This is a genomic window from Amycolatopsis jiangsuensis, from assembly GCF_014204865.1.
GTDB lineage: Bacteria > Actinomycetota > Actinomycetes > Mycobacteriales > Pseudonocardiaceae > Amycolatopsis > Amycolatopsis jiangsuensis.
The window spans coordinates 690,350-707,817 of the sequence record NZ_JACHMG010000001.1; the positions used below are offsets into that span (position 1 = coordinate 690,350).

The 17,468-nt window shown below is 71.2% G+C and carries 17 protein-coding genes; 13 read left to right on the plus strand and 4 right to left on the minus strand.

Annotated elements, in window-relative coordinates:
* Positions 1–6 precede the first annotated feature (6 nt).
* From BJY18_RS02920 to fgd, 8 genes are all read left to right on the plus strand, one after another.
* The gene (locus tag BJY18_RS02920) at positions 7–678 is read left to right on the plus strand and encodes a TetR/AcrR family transcriptional regulator (RefSeq protein WP_184777435.1); all 672 of its coding nucleotides are present in this window, start codon (positions 7–9) and stop codon (positions 676–678) included.
* A gap of 90 nt (positions 679–768) precedes the next feature.
* Positions 769–1,542, plus strand: a complete 774-nt coding sequence (locus BJY18_RS02925) for an SDR family oxidoreductase (RefSeq protein WP_184777437.1) — start codon at positions 769–771, stop codon at positions 1,540–1,542.
* A complete protein-coding gene (locus BJY18_RS02930; protein WP_184777439.1) occupies positions 1,539–2,447 on the plus strand; it encodes an SDR family oxidoreductase in 909 nt (302 codons plus the stop codon). The genes BJY18_RS02925 and BJY18_RS02930 overlap by 4 nt, the downstream gene beginning before the upstream one ends.
* Complete coding sequence (locus tag BJY18_RS02935; RefSeq protein ID WP_184777440.1) at positions 2,447–3,187, plus strand: enoyl-CoA hydratase family protein; 741 nt, start codon at positions 2,447–2,449, stop codon at positions 3,185–3,187. Before BJY18_RS02930 ends, BJY18_RS02935 begins: the two co-directional genes overlap by 1 nt.
* The gene (locus tag BJY18_RS02940) at positions 3,177–4,037 is read left to right on the plus strand and encodes a CoA transferase subunit A (protein ID WP_184777442.1); all 861 of its coding nucleotides are present in this window, start codon (positions 3,177–3,179) and stop codon (positions 4,035–4,037) included. The genes BJY18_RS02935 and BJY18_RS02940 overlap by 11 nt, the downstream gene beginning before the upstream one ends.
* Entirely contained in the window at positions 4,034–4,756 is a 723-nt protein-coding gene (locus BJY18_RS02945; RefSeq protein ID WP_184777444.1) for a CoA-transferase subunit beta, read from the plus strand. The genes BJY18_RS02940 and BJY18_RS02945 overlap by 4 nt, the downstream gene beginning before the upstream one ends.
* A 2-nt stretch (positions 4,757–4,758) precedes the next feature.
* On the plus strand, positions 4,759–5,826 hold the full coding sequence (locus tag BJY18_RS02950; RefSeq protein WP_184784379.1) for an NAD(P)H-dependent flavin oxidoreductase: 1,068 nt from the start codon (positions 4,759–4,761) through the stop codon (positions 5,824–5,826).
* Entirely contained in the window at positions 5,817–6,821 is a 1,005-nt protein-coding gene (gene fgd, locus BJY18_RS02955) for a glucose-6-phosphate dehydrogenase (coenzyme-F420) (RefSeq protein WP_184777445.1), read from the plus strand. Before BJY18_RS02950 ends, fgd begins: the two co-directional genes overlap by 10 nt.
* Positions 6,822–6,880: 59 nt before the next feature.
* Here fgd and BJY18_RS02960 read toward each other — a convergent pair whose 3' ends face one another.
* The 3 genes from BJY18_RS02960 to BJY18_RS02970 are packed head-to-tail and all read right to left on the minus strand — an operon-like array spanning position 6,881 to position 9,995.
* Positions 6,881–8,032 (minus strand): acetyl-CoA C-acetyltransferase, encoded by a 1,152-nt coding sequence (locus BJY18_RS02960; RefSeq protein WP_184777446.1) that lies wholly within the window; start codon positions 8,030–8,032, stop codon positions 6,881–6,883.
* Positions 8,033–8,040: 8 nt separating this feature from the next.
* A complete protein-coding gene (locus tag BJY18_RS02965; RefSeq protein ID WP_184777447.1) occupies positions 8,041–8,811 on the minus strand; it encodes an SDR family oxidoreductase in 771 nt (256 codons plus the stop codon).
* Positions 8,808–9,995 (minus strand): acyl-CoA dehydrogenase family protein, encoded by a 1,188-nt coding sequence (locus tag BJY18_RS02970; protein WP_184777448.1) that lies wholly within the window; start codon positions 9,993–9,995, stop codon positions 8,808–8,810. The genes BJY18_RS02965 and BJY18_RS02970 overlap by 4 nt, the downstream gene beginning before the upstream one ends.
* Positions 9,996–10,037: 42 nt before the next feature.
* Between BJY18_RS02970 and BJY18_RS02975 the strand changes: the two genes are divergently transcribed.
* Genes BJY18_RS02975 through BJY18_RS02995 form a run of 5 tightly spaced genes read left to right on the plus strand, consistent with a single transcriptional unit; the run spans position 10,038 to position 15,598 of the window.
* Positions 10,038–11,573, plus strand: a complete 1,536-nt coding sequence (locus BJY18_RS02975) for a FadD3 family acyl-CoA ligase (protein ID WP_184777449.1) — start codon at positions 10,038–10,040, stop codon at positions 11,571–11,573.
* On the plus strand, positions 11,570–12,415 hold the full coding sequence (locus BJY18_RS02980) for an enoyl-CoA hydratase (protein WP_184777450.1): 846 nt from the start codon (positions 11,570–11,572) through the stop codon (positions 12,413–12,415). Before BJY18_RS02975 ends, BJY18_RS02980 begins: the two co-directional genes overlap by 4 nt.
* Positions 12,415–13,551, plus strand: a complete 1,137-nt coding sequence (locus BJY18_RS02985; RefSeq protein WP_184777451.1) for an acyl-CoA dehydrogenase family protein — start codon at positions 12,415–12,417, stop codon at positions 13,549–13,551. The genes BJY18_RS02980 and BJY18_RS02985 overlap by 1 nt, the downstream gene beginning before the upstream one ends.
* A complete protein-coding gene (locus BJY18_RS02990; protein ID WP_184777452.1) occupies positions 13,548–14,522 on the plus strand; it encodes an acyl-CoA dehydrogenase family protein in 975 nt (324 codons plus the stop codon). Before BJY18_RS02985 ends, BJY18_RS02990 begins: the two co-directional genes overlap by 4 nt.
* Positions 14,519–15,598, plus strand: coding sequence for an acyl-CoA dehydrogenase family protein (locus BJY18_RS02995; protein ID WP_246458748.1), 1,080 nt, complete (start codon positions 14,519–14,521; stop codon positions 15,596–15,598). Before BJY18_RS02990 ends, BJY18_RS02995 begins: the two co-directional genes overlap by 4 nt.
* Positions 15,599–15,697: 99 nt before the next feature.
* On the opposite strand, the gene BJY18_RS03000 is transcribed toward BJY18_RS02995, so the two are convergent.
* Positions 15,698–17,428, minus strand: a complete 1,731-nt coding sequence (locus BJY18_RS03000) for a CocE/NonD family hydrolase (protein WP_184777453.1) — start codon at positions 17,426–17,428, stop codon at positions 15,698–15,700.
* Positions 17,429–17,468 lie beyond the last annotated feature (40 nt).

A 17,468-nucleotide genomic window follows, 5' to 3' on the forward strand; every position in this document is an offset into this window, starting at 1 on the left:
GCGGCCATGGCCGGGAAGATCGTGCGGGCGGACCGGGCGAGCGCGACCCGGGAGGCCATTCTCGTCACCGCGGAGCGGCTGTACGCCGAGCACGGCGTGCACGCGATCTCGAACCGGCACATCAGCGATGCCGCCGGTCAGGGCAACAACACCGCGGTCGGCTACCACTTCGGCACCAAGACGGACCTGGTGCGCGCCATCGTCGGGAAGCACTTCGCGCCGATGGAACGGCTGCGTGCCGACCTGCTGGCGCGGACCACCGGTTCGCGCGAGATCCGCGACTGGGTCGCCTGCATGGTGCGCCCGTCCACCATCCACCTCGACCAGCTCGGCAGCCCCACCTGGTACGCGCGGTTCATCGCGCAGGTGAGCACCGATCCGGCGCTGCGTGAGATCATCGTCGAGGAGTCGATGAACTCCGACGTGATGGTCCGCGTCGTGGACGGTCTGAACGGCTGTCTGCCCGCGTTGCCGCCCGAGGTCCGCGCCGAGCGCGGCGACATCTCGCGGCACCTGATGATCCACCTGCCCGCCGAACGCGAGCGCGCGCTCGCCGAGGGCACGCCGACCCCGCGGGCCACCTGGCAGGACGCGGCGGACGGCCTGATCGACGCGATCGCCGCGATGTGGCTGGCGCCGGTCACCCCGGCGAGCGGTGGCCCGGCAGCACGGGACTGACCCGAGACGGGAACGGGTTCCTGCCTCGGATGCGTGGTTCGACGTCCCGTCGGCTTGTCCAAATCAAGAACGTGTTCTAGTTTTGCACGTATGGAGACGGACCTGGGTCTGACCGGTGCGGTAGTACTGGTGACCGGAGGCGTCCGCGGGGTGGGCCGGGGCATCAGCCAGGTGTTCGCGGCGCACGGCGCGCGGGTGGTGGCCTGTGCGCGCCGGGAGCCGGCGGCGCCGGTCGACGGGGTGGCGTTCCGGCCGTGCGACGTGCGGGACGCCGGCCAGGTCGCGGAGCTGGTGGCCGGGTTGACCGGTGAGTTCGGCCGGCTGGACGTGGTCGTGAACAACGCGGGCGGAAGTCCGTTCTCCCCGGCCGCGGAGGGCTCGCCGCGCTTTCACGAAAAGGTCGTCGGCCTGAATCTGCTGGCTCCGTTGCTGGTGGCGCAGCAGGCGAACGCGGTGATGCAGCGGCAGGACGGCGGCGGCGCGATCCTGATGATCTCCAGCGTGAGCGGGACCCGGGCGTCTCCGGGGACCGCGGCGTACGGGGCGGCGAAGGCCGGGCTGGACAACCTCACCGCGAGTCTGGCGGTGGAGTGGGCGCCGAAGGTGCGGGTGAACGCGCTGGACGTGGGCATGGTGCGCACCGAACAGGCGCAGCTGCACTACGGGAGCGCGGCCGCGGTCGAGGCGGTCGGGAGGACGGTGCCGCTGGGCCGGCTTGCCGAGCCGGGGGAAGTCGGGCAGTGCGCGGCGTTCCTGGCTTCGGGGCTGGCTTCTTACGTGTCGGGTGCGACGTTGCGGGTGCACGGCGGTGGCGAGGTGCCCGCGTTCCTTGCGTCGGCGGACGTGAATCGGGAGGGTTCGTGAGCGAATTGTGCCGGGACCGCGTGGTCATCGTGACCGGCGCGGGCCGGGGGATCGGGCGGGCGCACGCGCTGGCGTTCGCCGCGGCGGGCGCCCGGGTGGTGGTCAACGACGTCGGCGTCGCGCTGGACGGTTCGGCCACCGGGGAGGGCCCGGCCGCCCGGGTGGTCGCGGAGATCGAGCAGGCGGGCGGGAAGGCGGTGCCCAGCACCGACGACGTCGCCGATTTCGCCGGCGCGGAGAACCTGGTGCGGACCGCGGTGGAGAGCTTCGGCGGGCTGGACGTGCTGGTCAACAACGCGGGGTTCGTCCGCGACCGGATGTTGGTGAACCTCGGCGAGGACGAATGGGACGCGGTGATCCGCGTCCACCTCAAGGGCCACTTCGCCTCCCTGCGCCATGCCGCCGGGTACTGGCGGGGCGAGGCGAAGGCCGGCCGGACGCCGGACGCGCGGGTGATCAACACCAGCTCCGGGGCGGGTTTGCTCGGCAGTGTGGGGCAGGCCAACTACTCGGCGGCGAAGGCCGGGATCGCCGGGCTGACCGTGGTCGCGGCGGCCGAACTGGGCCGGTACGGGGTGCGGGTGAACGCGATCGCACCGTCGGCGCGGACGCGGATGACCGAGGAAGTGTTCTCCGCGGCCATGGCCCGTCCGGCGGACGGGTTCGACGCGATGGCGCCGGAGAACGTGTCGCCGCTGGTGGTGTGGCTGGGCAGTGCCGAATCGGCCGGCGTGACCGGCCGGGTCTTCGAGGTCGAGGGCGGGAAGGTGTCGCTCGCGCAAGCGTGGCGGCACGGGCCCGAGGTGGACAAGGGCGGCCGTTGGGACGCGGGCGAGCTGGGGCCGGTGGTGGAGAAGCTGCTCGCCGAAGGGCCGGAGCCCGAACCCGTGTACGGGGCGAGCTGATGGGCGTCGGCACGAAACGCGACGGGCACGTGGAGATCGTCACCGTGGATTTCCCGCCGGTGAACGCGCTTCCGGTGCGGGGCTGGTTCGAGCTGGCCGACGCGGTCGCCGCGGCGGGGCAGGATCCGGAGGTGCACGTGGTCGTGCTCCGGGCCGAGGGCCGCGGGTTCAACGCGGGAGTGGACATCAAGGAAATCCAGCGCAGCGCGGATTTCCAGGCGATCGTCGGCGCGAACCGGGGCTGTTACGCGGCTTTCGGTGCGGTGTACGACTGCGCGGTGCCGGTGGTCGCCGCGGTGCACGGATTCTGCCTCGGCGGCGGGATCGGGCTGGCCGGCAACGCGGACGTGGTGCTGGCCTCCGAGGACGCCACCTTCGGCGTGCCGGAGGTCGAGCGGGGCGCGCTGGGTGCGGCCACGCACCTGGCCCGGCTGGTTCCGCAGCATCTGATGCGCACCCTGTACTTCACCGCGCGGACGATCACCGCGGCGGAGCTGCACGCGCACGGTTCGGTCTACCAGGTCGTGCCGCGTGCCGAGCTGGACGAGGCAGCGCTCGGCCTCGCGCGGGACATCGCGGCCAAGGATCCGCGCGTGATCCGGGCCGCGAAGGAAGCGTTGAACGGTATCGACCCCCAGCAGGTGCACCGCAGTTACCGGTTCGAGCAGGGTTTCACCTTCGAGCTGAACCTGCTCGGCGCGTCCGGCGAAGCCCGGGAGGAGTTCCTGAATGGCCGATAAGCGGATGACGGTGGACGAGGTGGCCGCCGAGGTCCGGGACGGAATGACCGTCGGGATCGGCGGCTGGGGGTCACGGCGCAAGCCGATGGCGCTCGTGCGGGCCCTGCTGCGCACACCGGTGAAGGACCTCACGGTGGTGTCCTACGGCGGTCCGGACGTGGGCTTGTTGTGTGCCACGGGGAAGGTGTCCCGGGTCGTGTTCGGCTTCGTGACACTGGATTCGGTGCCGTTCGACCCGTGGTTCGGCCGGGCGCGGGAGACCGGGGCGATCAGCGTCACCGAGTACGACGAGGGCATGTTCGGTGCCGCGCTGTCGGCGGCCGCGCAACGGCTGCCGTTCCTGCCGACGAGGGCCGGGCTGGGGTCCTCGGTGCTGCGTACCAATCCCGGGCTGCGGACGGTCCGCTCCCCGTACGCGGACGGGGAAGAGCTGGTGGCGGTGCCTGCGCAGGAACTCGACGTGGCTTTGGTGCATCTCAACCGTGCGGATGCCCGCGGCAACGCGCAGTACCTCGGCCCGGACCCGTACTTCGACGACCTGTTCTGCCTGGCCGCGAAAAAGCGATTCGTGTCCGTGGAGAAGGTCGTGGAGACCGCGGACCTGATCGCCGGGGGGCCGGTGCAGTCGCTGCTGCTCAACCGCGGCAGCGTGGACGGGGTCGCGGAGTCCCCGCGCGGGGCACATTTCACCACCGCGGTGCCGGATTACGGCCGGGACGAGCGGTTCCAGCGGCATTACGCGGCCTGCGCGAAGGATCCGGACGCGTGGCCCGGCTTCGCCGACCGGTTCCTCTCCGGCGGCGAAGCACAATATCTGTCCGAAGTGGACAAGTTCGGGGCGGTGGCATGAACGCGAGCAGGGCCGAGATCGCGGTGGTGGCGGTCGCCGAGCTGTTCCGTGGAGACGGGGAGATCGTGGCCAGTCCGATGGGGACGATCCCTTCGCTCGGTGCGCGGCTGGCCCGGCTGACCTTCGAACCCGATCTGCTGCTGTCCGACGGGGAGGCGTATCTCGTCGACACCGAGGACGTCGTCGAAGGATGGCAGCCGTTTCGCAAGATGCTCGACACCGTGGTGCCGCACGGGCGCCGGCACGTGGTGATGGGCGCGAACCAGGTCGACCGGTACGGCAACCAGAACATCTCCGCGATCGGTGACCACGAGCGGCCGGTCAAACAGCTCCTCGGCGTGCGTGGCGCGCCGGGCAACACGGCCAACCACCGCACCAGTTACTGGGTTCCCCGGCACAGCAAGCGGGTCTTCGTCGACGCTGTCGACGTCGTTTCCGGGGTCGGCTACGACAACGCGGCCAAGGCCGGGCTGCGGTTCCACGACGTGCACCGCGTGGTGACGAACCTGGGGGTGTTCGACTTCGCCACCGCGGACCACCGGATGCGGGCGGTGTCGCTGCATCCCGGCGTCACCCGCGACGAGGTGGCGGAGGCGACGTCGTTCGAGATCGAGCTGTCCGGCGCCGGAATTTCGCGTGAGCCCACCGGCGACGAGCTGCGGTTGATCCGCGAAGTGCTCGACCCGCAGGGATCGCGGGAGAAGGAAGTCCCGTCGTGACGCTGCCGACCGCGCTGACCCGGCTGGCCGGGATCGAGCATCCGGTGGTGCAGACCGGGATGGGCTGGGTCGCCGGCCCGCGGCTGGTCTCGGCGACCGCGCAGGCCGGCGGGCTGGGCATCCTGGCCTCGGCGACCATGACGTTCGCCGAACTGGAGAAGGCGATCGCGGAGGTCAGGCAGCGCACCGGACGGCCGTTCGGGGTGAACCTGCGTGCCGACGCCGTGGACGCGGCCGACCGCGTGGACCTGCTGATCCGCGAAGGCGTACGGGTGGCGTCGTTCGCCCTCGCCCCGCGCAAGGACATGATCGCCAAACTGCACGACCACGGGGTGCTGGTGATCCCGTCGGTCGGTGCGGCCCGGCACGCGGAGAAGGTCGCGGCGTGGGGCGCGGACGCGGTCATCGTCCAGGGCGGGGAAGGCGGCGGGCACACCGGCGGCGTCGCGACCACGCTGCTGCTGCCGTCGGTGCTCGACGTGGTCGACATCCCCGTGGTCGCGGCCGGCGGGTTCTTCGACGGACGCGGGCTGGCCGCCGCGCTCGCCTACGGTGCGGCCGGGGTCGCGATGGGCACCCGGTTCCTGCTCAGCAAGGAAAGCACCGTCCCGGACGAGGTCAAGCAGGTCTACCTGGACCAGGGACTGGCCGGCACGGTGGTCACGCGCCGCGTCGACGGCCTCCCGCACCGCGTCCTGCGCACCGAACTGGTCGAGCAGCTCGAACGCACCGGCCGGGTGCGCGGCCTGGTCCAGGCCGCCCGCAACGCGCTGCGGTTCCGCAGGCTGACCGGCCTGTCCCCGGCCGCGATGGTCCGCGAAGGACTGGCGATGAAGCACGGGAACGCACTGAGCTGGAGCCAGCTGGTGATGGCCGCGAACACCCCGATGCTGCTGCGGGCCGGGCTGGTGGAGGGCCGCACCGACGCCGGGGTGCTCGCGTCCGGTCAGGTCGTCGGCATGATCCACGATCTGCCCAGCGTCGAGGAGATCGTCCGGAGTACCGTTGGTCAGGCGACGGAAATCCTGCGGGGACTCGGTGCGGACGGAGAGCAAGGATCGTGGAGCTGAAGGTCGGGTACAAGGCGTCGGCGGAGCAGTTCGGACCTCGTGAGCTGGTGGAGTTCGCGGTCCGGGCCGAGGAGCTGGGGCTGGACTCGGTGTGGGTCTCGGACCATTTCCTGCCCTGGCGGCACGAGGGCGGGCACGCGCCGTGGGCGCTCGCCTGGATGCCGGCGGTGGCCGAGCGGACCAGCCGGGTGCAGATCGGCACCAGTGTGCTCACGCCCACGTTCCGCTACAACCCGGCGGTGATCGCGCAGGCGTTCGCGACCATGGCCCTGCTGTCCGGCGACCGGGTGATCCTCGGCGTGGGGACCGGCGAGGCGCTGAACGAGATCGCGGTGTCCGGTCGGGAATGGCCGGAGTTCAAGGAGCGCTTCGCGCGGCTGCGGGAGTCGGTCCGGCTGATGCGCGAGCTGTGGACCAAGGACACCGTGGACTTCGAGGGCGACTACTACCAGCTGGTCAACGCGCGGATCTACGACCGCCCGGAGCGCCCGGTGCCGGTGTACGTCGCCGCAGGCGGCCCGGTGGTCGCCAAGTACGCCGGCCGGGCCGGCGACGGGATGATCTGCACCTCGGGCAAGGGCATGGACCTCTACACCGAGAAGCTGATGCCGGCCATGGGCGAGGGTGCGGCCGCCGCGGACCGCGACGCCGCCGGGGTGGACCGGACGATCGAGATCAAGATGTCCTACGACCGTGATCCGAAGCAGGCGCTGGAGAACACCCGGTTCTGGGCCCCGCTGTCGCTGACCGCGGAGCAGAAGCACAGCGTCTCCTCGGCCGAGGAGATGGAGCGCCTGGCCGACGAACTGCCGCTCGAGCAGGTCTCGAAGCGCTGGATCGTGGCCTCGGACCCGGACGAGGCGGTCGCCCAGATCAGGCCCTACCTCGACGCGGGCCTGAACCACCTGGTCTTCCACGGCCCCGGCCACGACCAGGAGCGCTACCTGACCCAGTTCGCCGAGGACGTGCTGCCGAAGCTGCGTGCCCTCGCCTGAGCCCGAGGTCCGGATTTCCGGTGTCCGTGCGGGTCTCGCACGGACACCGGCGGCCGGGTTCACAGGCGTTCGATGATGGTGACGTTGGCCGTGCCGCCGCCCTCGCACATCGTCTGGAGGCCGTAGCGGCCGCCGCGGCGTTCCAGCTCGTGCAGCAGGGTGGCGAGCAGTTTGGTCCCGGTCGCGCCGATCGGGTGACCGAGGGCGATACCGCCGCCGTTCACGTTCACGCGCGCGGGGTCGGCGCCGGTCTCGTCCAGCCAGGCGAGTGCGACGCTCGCGAAGGCCTCATTGACCTCGAACAGGTCGATGTCGTCGACTGTCAGGCCGGTCTTGCGCAGGGCTTGGGCGGTGGCCGGGATCGGTCCGGTGAGCATCCACACCGGATCCGCCGCGCGCACGGACAGGTGATGGATGCGGGCACGGGGGGTCAGCCCGTGCGCCCGCGCGAAGCTCTCCGAGGCCAGCAGGGCGGCGCTGGCCCCGTCGGAGATCTGGCTGGCCACGGCCGCGGTGAGGCGGGATCCCTCGGCGAGCGGCTTCAGCTGGCGCATCCGTTCCGGACTGGTGTCGCGGCGGGGACCTTCGTCGTGGCGCAGATCGTCGACCGGCACGGTCTCGGCGTCGAACCAGCCGGCGTCGATGGCCGCGAGCGCACGCCGATGGCTGCGCAGCGCGTACTCCTCCATGGCCGATCGGGTGATGTCCCAGTGCGCGGCGATCATGTCCGCGCTGCGGAACTGCGAGATCTCCGCGCCGCCGTAGCGGTCCTGCCAGCCTTTCGACCCGGAAAACGGATCGTCGAACCCGTAGTCGCGCCCGGCGAGCATCGCGGCGCTGATCGGGATCCGGCTCATGTTCTGCACCCCGCCGGCCACCACCAGATCCTGGGTGCCGGACAGCACGGCCTGCGCGGCGAAGTGCACGGCCTGCTGGCTCGATCCGCACTGGCGGTCGATGGTCACCCCGGGCACGTGGTCGGGCAGTCCGGCGGCGAGCCACGCGGTGCGCGCGAGGTTGCCGGACTGCGGGCCGAGCGTGTCGACGCAGCCCAGGATGACGTCGTCGACCAGCGCCGGGTCGATGCCGGTGCGGTCGACGAGCGCGGCGAGCACGTGCGCGCCGAGGTCGGCGGAGTGCCATCCGGACAGCGCGCCGCCCCGCCTGCCGACCGGAGTGCGCACGGCGTCGAGCAGAAAGGCTTCGGGCACAAGAACTCCTAGGGATGCTGGCTGGAGACGGACACGACCTCACCGGTCAGGTAGCTCGCGTAGTCGCTGGCGAGGAAAACCATCACGTTGGCCACTTCCCACGGTTGCGCGGCGCGGCCGAACGCCTCCCGCTGTTCGAGTTCACGCAGCAGTTCGTCGCTGGTGACCTTGGCCAGGAACGGATGCATCGCCAGGCTGGGGGCGACCGCGTTGACCCGTACGTGGTGCTCGGCGGCGTCGAGAGCTGAACAGCGGGTCAGCGCCATCACGCCGGCCTTGGCGGCCGCGTAGTGCGCCTGTCCTGCCTGCGCCCGCCAGCCGATCACCGAGGCGTTGTTGACGATCGCCCCGCCGCCACCCTGGGCGACGAACCGGCGCAGGGCGGCGCGAGTACAGCGGAACGTGCCGGTCAGGGTGATGTCGAGGACCCGTGACCATTCGTCGTCGGTCATGTCGAGCACGGAGGCGGTGCCGCCGAGACCCGCGTTGTTGACGAGCACGTCGATCCGGCCGCAGCGCTCCACGGCGCCGTCGACCAGCGCCTGGACCTGGTCCTCGCTGGTGACGTCGCACGGGATGGCGTGTACTTTCCCCAGCGCTTCGAGTTCGGTGGCCTTCTCCGTGAGGCGGCGTTCGTGCCAGTCGGAGACGATCACTTCCGCGCCTTCTTCGAGGCAGCGTTTCGCCACCGCGGAGCCGATTCCGGTGCCCGCGGCGGCGGTGACCACGACGACTTTCCCGGCCAGCAGGTCGTGTCCCGGCGGGTAGTCGGGGATCATGTGCGGGCCTCCCTGGGCAGGCCGAGCACGCGCTCGGCGATGATGGTGCGTTCGATCTCGTCCGAGCCGCCGTAGAGGGTGTCGGCGCGGGTGAACAGGAACAGCCGCTGCCCTTCGTCGAGGTCGCCGTCGTGGACGAGGGAGCGGGCGCCGCGGGCGCGCAGCGCGAGTTCACCGAGCCCGCGGTGCCATCCCGCCCAAAGCAGCTTGCCGACGGCGACCTCCGGGCCGGCCGGGCGGCCCAGCGTGCGCAGGGCGTGCGCCCGCAGCACCCGCAGCCCGATCCGGGCGCGGGCGAGGTCGGCCCGCAGTAGCGGGTCGTCCCAGGTGCCGGTGCGCCGCGCCTCGGCGATGATGCTGTCGAGTTCGCGGCGGAAGCCGATCTGCTGACCGAGCGTGGACACGCCGCGTTCGAAGCCGAGGGTGGCCATCGCGATCCGCCAGCCCTCGCCGGGTTCGCCGACGAGGTGGCCCGCGCCGGTGCGGGCGTCGTCGAAGAACACCTCGTTGAACTCGCTGGTGCCGGTCAGCTGCCGGATCGGGCGCACCGTGACGCCGTCCTGGCGCAACGGCACCAGCAGGTAGGACAGCCCGTGGTGGCGCCGGGAGCCGGATTCGGTCCGGGCCAGGACGAAACACCAGTCCGCGACGTGGGCCAGCGACGTCCAGACCTTCTGCCCGTTCACGACCCACTCGCCGTCGCGCAGCTCCGCCGACGTGGCGACCGCCGCCAGATCCGAGCCCGCGCCGGGTTCGGAGTAGCCCTGGCACCACAGCTGTTCGACCGCGGCGATCCGCGGCAGGAACCGGGCCCGCTGCTCCGGCGTGCCGAACGCGATCAACGTCGGCCCGAGCAGTTGCTCCCCGATGTGGTTGACCCTGGCCGGTGCCCCGGACGCGGCGTACTCCTCGTGGAAGGCGACCTGCTCGGCCAGCGACAGCCCACGTCCGCCGAACTCGGCAGGCCATCCCACACAGGTCCACCCGGCGGCCGCGAGACGGCGTTCCCACGCCAGCCGCAGGTCGAACTCCTCGTGCTCCCGTCCGGGGCCGCCCAGTCCACGCAGACGTGCGAACTCGCCGGTCAGGTTGTCCGCCAGCCAGGCGGCGATCTCGCGGCGCACCCGCGGCGGATCCTCGTCGTTCACGCGCCACTCCTTCCCCGCGCCGGTGCGCACTGGCATAATGAGAACACGTTCTAGTTCCTTGGTCCAGGGGAGGGTGCGATGCCGCCGACGACGATCCCCGCCGTGCTGCGGGCGGCGGCAGCGGAGTTCGGCGCCGCCGAGGCGCTGGCCGACGGCGGTTTCCGGCTGGATTTCCGGCAACTTCTGGAACATGTTCAGCGCGTGGCACGGGCGTTCGCCGCGAGCGGGGTGCGCCCCGGTGACCGGATCGCGATCGTCCTGCCGAACACCGCGGAGTGGGTGCTCGCGGCGCTGGGCGCGCTCTACAGCGGCGCGGTGCTCGTCCCGGTCAACACCCGGTTCACCGGTGTGGAAACCACCGACCTGCTCGTGCGCAGCCGGGCGCGCGCACTGGTGGTCGCCGCGGATTTCCTGGGCACCGACCGGTACGCGGCGATCCGGGCCACCGGTGTCGAACTGCCGGAGCTGACCACTGTGGTGCGCGTTCCGCTGGACCAGCCGCACGCTTGCGTGCCGGGCACACTCGGCTGGGAGGAATTCCTGGCCAGGGCCGAAACCGTGTCCGCTGCCGAGGTGGAGGCCAGGGCGGAGGCGGTGCGGCCGGACGACGTGAGCGACATCCTGTTCACCTCCGGCACGACCGGCCGTTCGAAAGGGGTGCTGTCCGCGCATCGCCAGGTGGTGGACGTGGCCGCGGCGTGGGCTCGCTGCGGGGAGGTGACGGCCGGGGACCGGTACCTGGTGGTGAACCCGTTCTTCCACAGCTTCGGCTACAAGGCGGGGATCGTGGTCTGCCTGCTGACCGGTGCGGCCATCGTGCCGCAGGCGGTGTTCAGCGTGCCGGAGACGCTGGAGCTGATCGAACGGGAACGGATTTCCGCGCTACCCGGTGCGCCGACGATTTTCCAGTCACTGCTGCCCGAACGGGCCGGGCGGGACCTGTCGTCGCTGCGGCTCGCCGTGACCGGTGCGGCTTCGGTGCCGGCCTCGCTGGTCCGGCGGATGCGTTCGGAGCTCGGCTTCGACACCGTGCTCACCGCCTACGGGCTCACCGAGGCGGTGGTGGTCACGATGTGCCGTCCCGGCGACGAAGTCGAACTCGTGGCCGCGACGTCGGGGCGGGCGACGGCGGGATTCGAGGTGGCGACCCGGCCACCGGCGGGGGAGGTGGTGGTGCGCGGGCCGAACGTCATGCTCGGCTACCTCGATGACCCGGAGGCGACCGCGAAGGCCCTCGACCAGCAGGGCTGGCTGCGCACCGGCGACGTCGGCGTGCTGGACAAGGCGGGGAACCTGGCGATCACCGGCCGGGTCAAGGACATGTACATCTGCGGCGGGTTCAACGTCTACCCGGCCGAGATCGAGCACGCGCTGACCGAGTTGGACGGGGTGCGCGACGTGGCGGTGATCGGCGTGGCCGACGCGCGCCTCGGTGAGGTCGGCAAGGCTTTCGTGGTGCCCGCGGACGGGCTGAGCACCGAAACGGTGCTCGGGTTCTGCCGGGGACGGCTGGCCAACTACAAGGTCCCGCGGTCGGTGGAGTTCGTGACCGAACTGCCGCGCAACGCTTCCGGCAAGGTGCTGAAGCGGCTGCTGAGTGAGGAGAAGGCATGAGTGAACCGGTGGTCCGCTACGAACGCCGCGGGCCGGTCGCGCTGGTGACGATGAACCGCCCGGACTACCGCAACGCGCAGAACTCGGCGATGACCTACGCGCTGGACGACGCCTTCACCCGCGCGGTCGACGACGCGGCGGTCAAGGTCATCGTGCTCGGCGGCGAGGGCAAGCACTTCTCCGCCGGGCACGACATCGGCTCGCCGGGCCGGGACGCGGACGTCCGCTTCGACCGCCGTGCGGTGCAGTGGTGGGATCACACCGACCGCACGGGCGGGGACCAGCGGTTCGCGCGGGAGTCCGAAGTGTACTTGGGGATGTGCCGGCGGTGGCGGGAGATTCCGAAGCCGATGATCGCTTCGGTGCAGGGCGCCTGTATCGCGGGCGGGCTGATGCTGGCCTGGGTGTGTGATCTGATCGTCGCAAGTGAGGACGCGTTCTTCGCCGATCCCGTGGTGCGGATGGGAATTCCGGGGGTGGAGTACTTCGCGCATCCCTGGGTGCTCGGTCCGCGGGCGGCGAAGGAGGTGCTGTTCACCGGGGAGCGGTTCTCCGCGCAGCAGGCGAAGGAATGGGGGATGGTCAGCCGGATCGTCCCGCGCGAGCAGCTGGAAGAGCACGTGTCCGCCCTCGCCGGGAAGATCGCGGCGATGCCGCAGTTCGGCCTCGCGCTGGCGAAGAAGGCGGTGAACCAGGCGGAGGATCTGATGGGCCTGCGGTCCGGAATGGACTCGGTGTTCGGGCTGCACCACTTCGCCCACGCGCACAACGCGGAGACCTCGCAGGATTCGCTCGGTGGGCAGTCGGCGCGGTCCATGCGGGACGCGAACGGGGAGGCGTGATGGATCTGGACATCGACGCCGGTTCCGCGGCGCTGCGTGACGAGGCACGGGCATGGCTGGCCGAGCACGTGCCGGCGAAGCCGCTGCCCTCGATGGACACCGCGGAGGGGTTCGCCCGGCACCGCGAGTGGGAGGCGCTGCTCGCCGAGGCGCGGTGGTCGGTGGTGTCGTGGCCGGAGGCCTACCACGGGCGCGACTGCTCGCCGCTGCAGTGGCTGCTGTTCGAGGAGGAGTACTACGCGGCGGGTGCACCGGGGCGAGTCGGGCAGAACGGCATCTTCATGCTGGCGCCCACGTTGTTCGCGCACGGCACCCCGCGGCAGCGGGACCGCATCCTGCCGCCGATGGCGACCGGCGAGCAGGTGTGGGCGCAGGCCTGGTCCGAACCCGAAGCAGGCAGCGACATCGCGGCCTTGCGAAGCAGCGCGGTGCGCACCGATGGTGGCTGGTTGCTGTCCGGGCAGAAGACGTGGAGCTCGCGCGCGGCGTTCGCGGACCGTGCTTTCGGACTGTTCCGCACGGACCCCGGCGCGCACCGGCACCACGGGCTGACCTACTTCATGTTCGACCTGCGGGCAGAGGGCGTCACCGTGCGGCCCATCCCGCAGCTGGACGGCGAACCCGGGTTCGCGGAGATCTTCCTTGACCACGTGTTCGTGCCCGACGAGGACGTGCTCGGCGAACCCGGCGAGGGCTGGCGGGTGGCGATGACGACCGCGAACAACGAGCGCGGGCTGTCCCTGCGCAGCCCGGGCCGGTTCGTCGCAGCGTCCGGCCGGCTGGCCGCGCTCTGGCGTGAGCACGGCCGTCCGGCCTCGGCCGCGGACCGGGTCGCGGACGCGTGGATCGGCGCGCGGGCCTACCAGCTCTACACTTTCGGTACTGCCAGCCGGCTGGCCGAAGGTGGTTCGCTGGGGCCGGAGTCAAGTGTGAACAAGCTCTTCTGGTCGCATGTGGACGTCGCACTGCACGAGACCGCGCTGGACCTGCTCGGCCCGGAGGGTGAAGCCGCCGGGTCCTGGGTGGACGGTTACCTTTTCTCGCTGGCGGGCCCGATCTACGGCGGCACCGACCAGATCCAACGCAACACGATCGCCGAACGGCTGCTGGGACTGCCGAGGGAGGCACGCCGGTGAAGTTCACGCTTTCCCCGGAGCAACGGCAGTTCCGCGCCGGCCTCGACGAAATGCTGCGGGGTACGGAGGTGCCCGCTGCGGCACGGGCCTGGGCGGCCGGGCGCCACGAACCAGGCCGGAAACTCCTGCGCGCGCTGGCCGAGCTGGGAGCGTGCGCGCTGCTCACCGACGATCGTCACGGCGGTTTCGGCGGGGATGCAGTCGACCTCGTGGTGGCCTTCGAAGCGCTCGGCTACCACGCGGTGCCCGGGCCGGTGGTCGAATCGGCCGCGGTCGCCCCGGTCGCGCTCACCGGCGAGGCCGCGGACCGGTGGCTGCCTGCGCTGGCCACCGGAGACGCGTTCGCGACCGTCGTCGCCGCACCGGAAGTGCCGTTGGCGCTGGACGCGGACGTGGCCGACGTCGTGCTCGACCTGCGGGCGGGATCCGCCGGTGCGGTCCGGGTGGACCGGCAGGTGCGCTCGATCGATCCGGCACGCAGGTTGTTCCGGCTCAGTGCCGGGCAGTCGTCGCCGGTCGACGGAGGCGATCGCGCGTTCGAGATGGGAGTGCTCGCGGTCTGCGCGCAGCTGCTCGGTGCCGGGCAGTGGCTATTGGACGCGACGGTCGCGTATGCCAAGCAGCGCAGTCAGTACGGCAGGCTTATCGGGGAGTACCAGGCGGTCAAGCACCTCCTCGCCGACGTCGCCACCCAGCTCGAGCTCGCCCGCCCCTTGGTGCACGGAGCGGCGGTGGCGGCGGCCGAGCGGAACCCGCTGCTGCCGCGGGAGGTTTCGGCGGCGAAGGTGTTCGCGGGGGAGGCGGCGTACCTGGCCGCGAGGACAGCGTTGCAGGTGCACGGGGCGATCGGTTACACCGAGGAACACGACCTCGGCCTCCGGCTCACGAAGGTGCGTGCGCTGATCGGTGCCTGGGGCAGCGCGTCGTTCCACCGGGCGCGGGTTCTGCGTGCCGTGGCGGGTGCCCGATGAACGCGGATCCGATGTGGACAGAGGAGGCGCAAGCGCTGCGGGAGTCGGTGCGAGCCCTGCTGACCCGGCGCTCCGACGTGCGTACCGCCATGGATTCGCCGCTCGGGTACGACGACAAGCTGTGGTCGACGCTCTGCGAGCAGATCGGTGTGGCCGCACTCGCGATCCCCGAGGACCACGGTGGCGCCGGTGCGACCGTCGCCGAGGCCTGCGTGGTACTCGAAGAGCTGGGCCGGACCCTGACGCCGGCACCGATGCTGGGTTCGGTGGTCCTTTGTGGACAAGCACTGCTGCTGGCCGGGACCGGCGATGCCGAGCGCCTGCTGCCCGGCATCGCGGACGGCAGCAGGCTGGCCGCCCTCGCGATCTGCGGCGCGGACGGCGGCTGGGAGCCGGTTTGCACGGAGTCCGGAGGCAGGATCGACGGCCGGGCGGACTACGTGCTCGACAGCGTGCTCGCCGACGTCCTGCTGGTCGTCGCGCACACCGCGGACGGTCGTGGCCTGTTCGAAGTGCGTCCGGACCACGCCCGGCGCGAACCGCAGCCCACCCTCGATCCGACGCGAAGGCTCGGCACCGCGGAGTTCTCCGGGGCCCCCGCGAGAAGGCTGGACCACGGCGCCTTCCCCCTCGGCCGGCTGCGTGACCTGGCCGTGGTCGCCTTGGCCGCGGAACAGGTCGGTGCAGCCGCTCGGGCGCTCGAGCTGACCGTCGAGTACACGAAGCAGCGTCGTCAGTTCGGCCGTCCGATCGGCGGGTTCCAGGCACTGCAGCACCGGATGGCGGACGTCCACGTGCAGGTCGCCGCCGCCCGTTCCGCGCTGTACGCGGGGGTGGCCGCAGCACTCACCGGCGACGACCTCCCGGCCGCCGCGGCGACCGCGAAAGTGGTCTGTTCGGAGGCTTTCCGGCTCGCCGCGGCCGAGATGATCCAGCTGCACGGCGGGATCGCCATCACCTGGGAACACGACGCGCATCTGTACTTCAAGCGTGCGTACAGCAGCGCGCTGCTCTTCGGCGAGCCGGAGCGCTACCTGCCCGCGGTACTCGGCGACGGAGCTGCCATGGTCGGCTGAGCGCCGGTCTCGTCCGCAGCAGCCGCCGCGGTCCGGCGGTCTTCCACCGGATCACGCCGCTGGGTTCGTTGTTGCTGACGGGACACGAGTGAGGCCGGCCTACTTCCCGGATGCGGACGGCAGTTCGACGGCCGAGCCGTTCAGCACCTCGATCCGCGCCCCGTCGGCGTCCGGCAGTACGCCGGTTTCCCGCGGGTCGTAGCCGGTCACTGTGACCTGCAGGTGGTGGCCGCCGCGCACGAGGTACGACGTGGGGAGCATCGCGAAGTGCAGCTGCGCCGACTCGCCCGCGGCGAGGGGACGGCTGTCCTGGGTGTACGCACGGTGCCAGGGCACGCCGGCGGGCAGTGTGTAGGGCGCAGGTTGCTTGGCGCGCAGGGAAACCTGCTGGCGACCCTCCGTGATCACGGTCGTCTTCCCATCCGGGCCGACGTCCTCCAGATACGCGAAGATGTGGGCGTCGGGCCGGTTCAGGCGCACCGTCAGGTCCACCACCGGTGTTCCGGTCAGTTCGCGGTCGGCGCCGAGGGGCTTGCCGGCCCAGCTCGCTCCGGCCTCGGGAATGGGGCACGGCTGGATCGTGGAGCCGCTGCCGGGGTCGGTCGGGCACTGCACGCCGGTGCGGACGGTGAAGGAACGAGCGTCCAGCGGCATGGCCGACGACGTGGTCCCGGCCGGTGGCCACGTCTCCGCGGCCTTCCAGGTGAGCCCGGTGGCGTCGGCGGCGTCGGAGTCCGGGGTGGCGTACCGGATCCGGGGTTCGTGGTCGATTCCGGTGTCGACGTCCTTGAGGTGCTCGTCGAAGAACCGGTGTGCCTCTTCGACGAGCGCGAAACCCGCGTTCTCGCAATGCTTCCACGGCCCGATCAGCAACCGCGAGCCGGGCACGTTCAGCAGCGTCGCGATGCCCTGCCCGCGCAGCTCGTCCCGCCAGCCGCCCATCACGTACACCGGCACGTGCGAAGCGCGGATCTGGTCGGCGTAGCTGCCGACACTGCCCTCGGACCAGAACTTCGACGAAACCAGCGGTGAATAGCTGTCCCGGTACGGCATTTCCCGCCACATGTCGGCGAGCACAGTGGACTTCTGATGCTCGATCGCGGCCTGGCGCAACAAGGTTTTGTCATCGTCGCCGTCGACCGGGTTGTTCTCGAGGTCCTGCTCCACCGTCCGCGACGGCCCGAAACCCCATTGCGCCGAAATGCCGCCGACGCGCCACGCGTCGTACTTGTCCCACGAGAAGCACCCGGCGAGCACGGCTTTGAGATGCGGCGGCCGCACGGTCAACGCGTGCATCGCCGCGTCGCCGGTGTTGGAACAGCCGTAGATGCCGACATTTCCGTCCGACCACGGCTGCTGAGCGAGCCACTCGGTGACCTCGTACGCGTCGCCTGCTTCGAGACGGTCGTTGTAACCGCGTCGCACGCCGAAGGACTGCCCGTTGCCACGCCGCGCGACTTGGACGACGACGTAGCCGTACGCGGTGAGAGTCGGCATGGTCTGGATACCGCCGGTCTTCGGCCCGGCACCGTCCTCGGGCTTACGGTCGATCGACAGGCTGTGCTGCCACAGAACCGGAAATTTCCCGTCCGCGGCGCGGCCGGCCACTGCGGGACGGTCCAGCCTGACGGCGAGCCGCGTCCCGTCCCGCATCGGCAGGTAGAACGATTCGGTGACCTGTTCGGTGTACTCCTGCCGCGGCCGGTACGAGCCGAACGAGCCGGCGGCCTGCGAAGGCTGCGTGGCCACCAGCGTCGTCGCGAGGACCGCGACGGCGAGGACCACGATCGCGAGCGTGCCGAACAACAGCTTTCGGGAACGTGCGGGCATGACGGTGCCTCCGTGCAGCGGTCGTTGGTGCAGGGGTTCC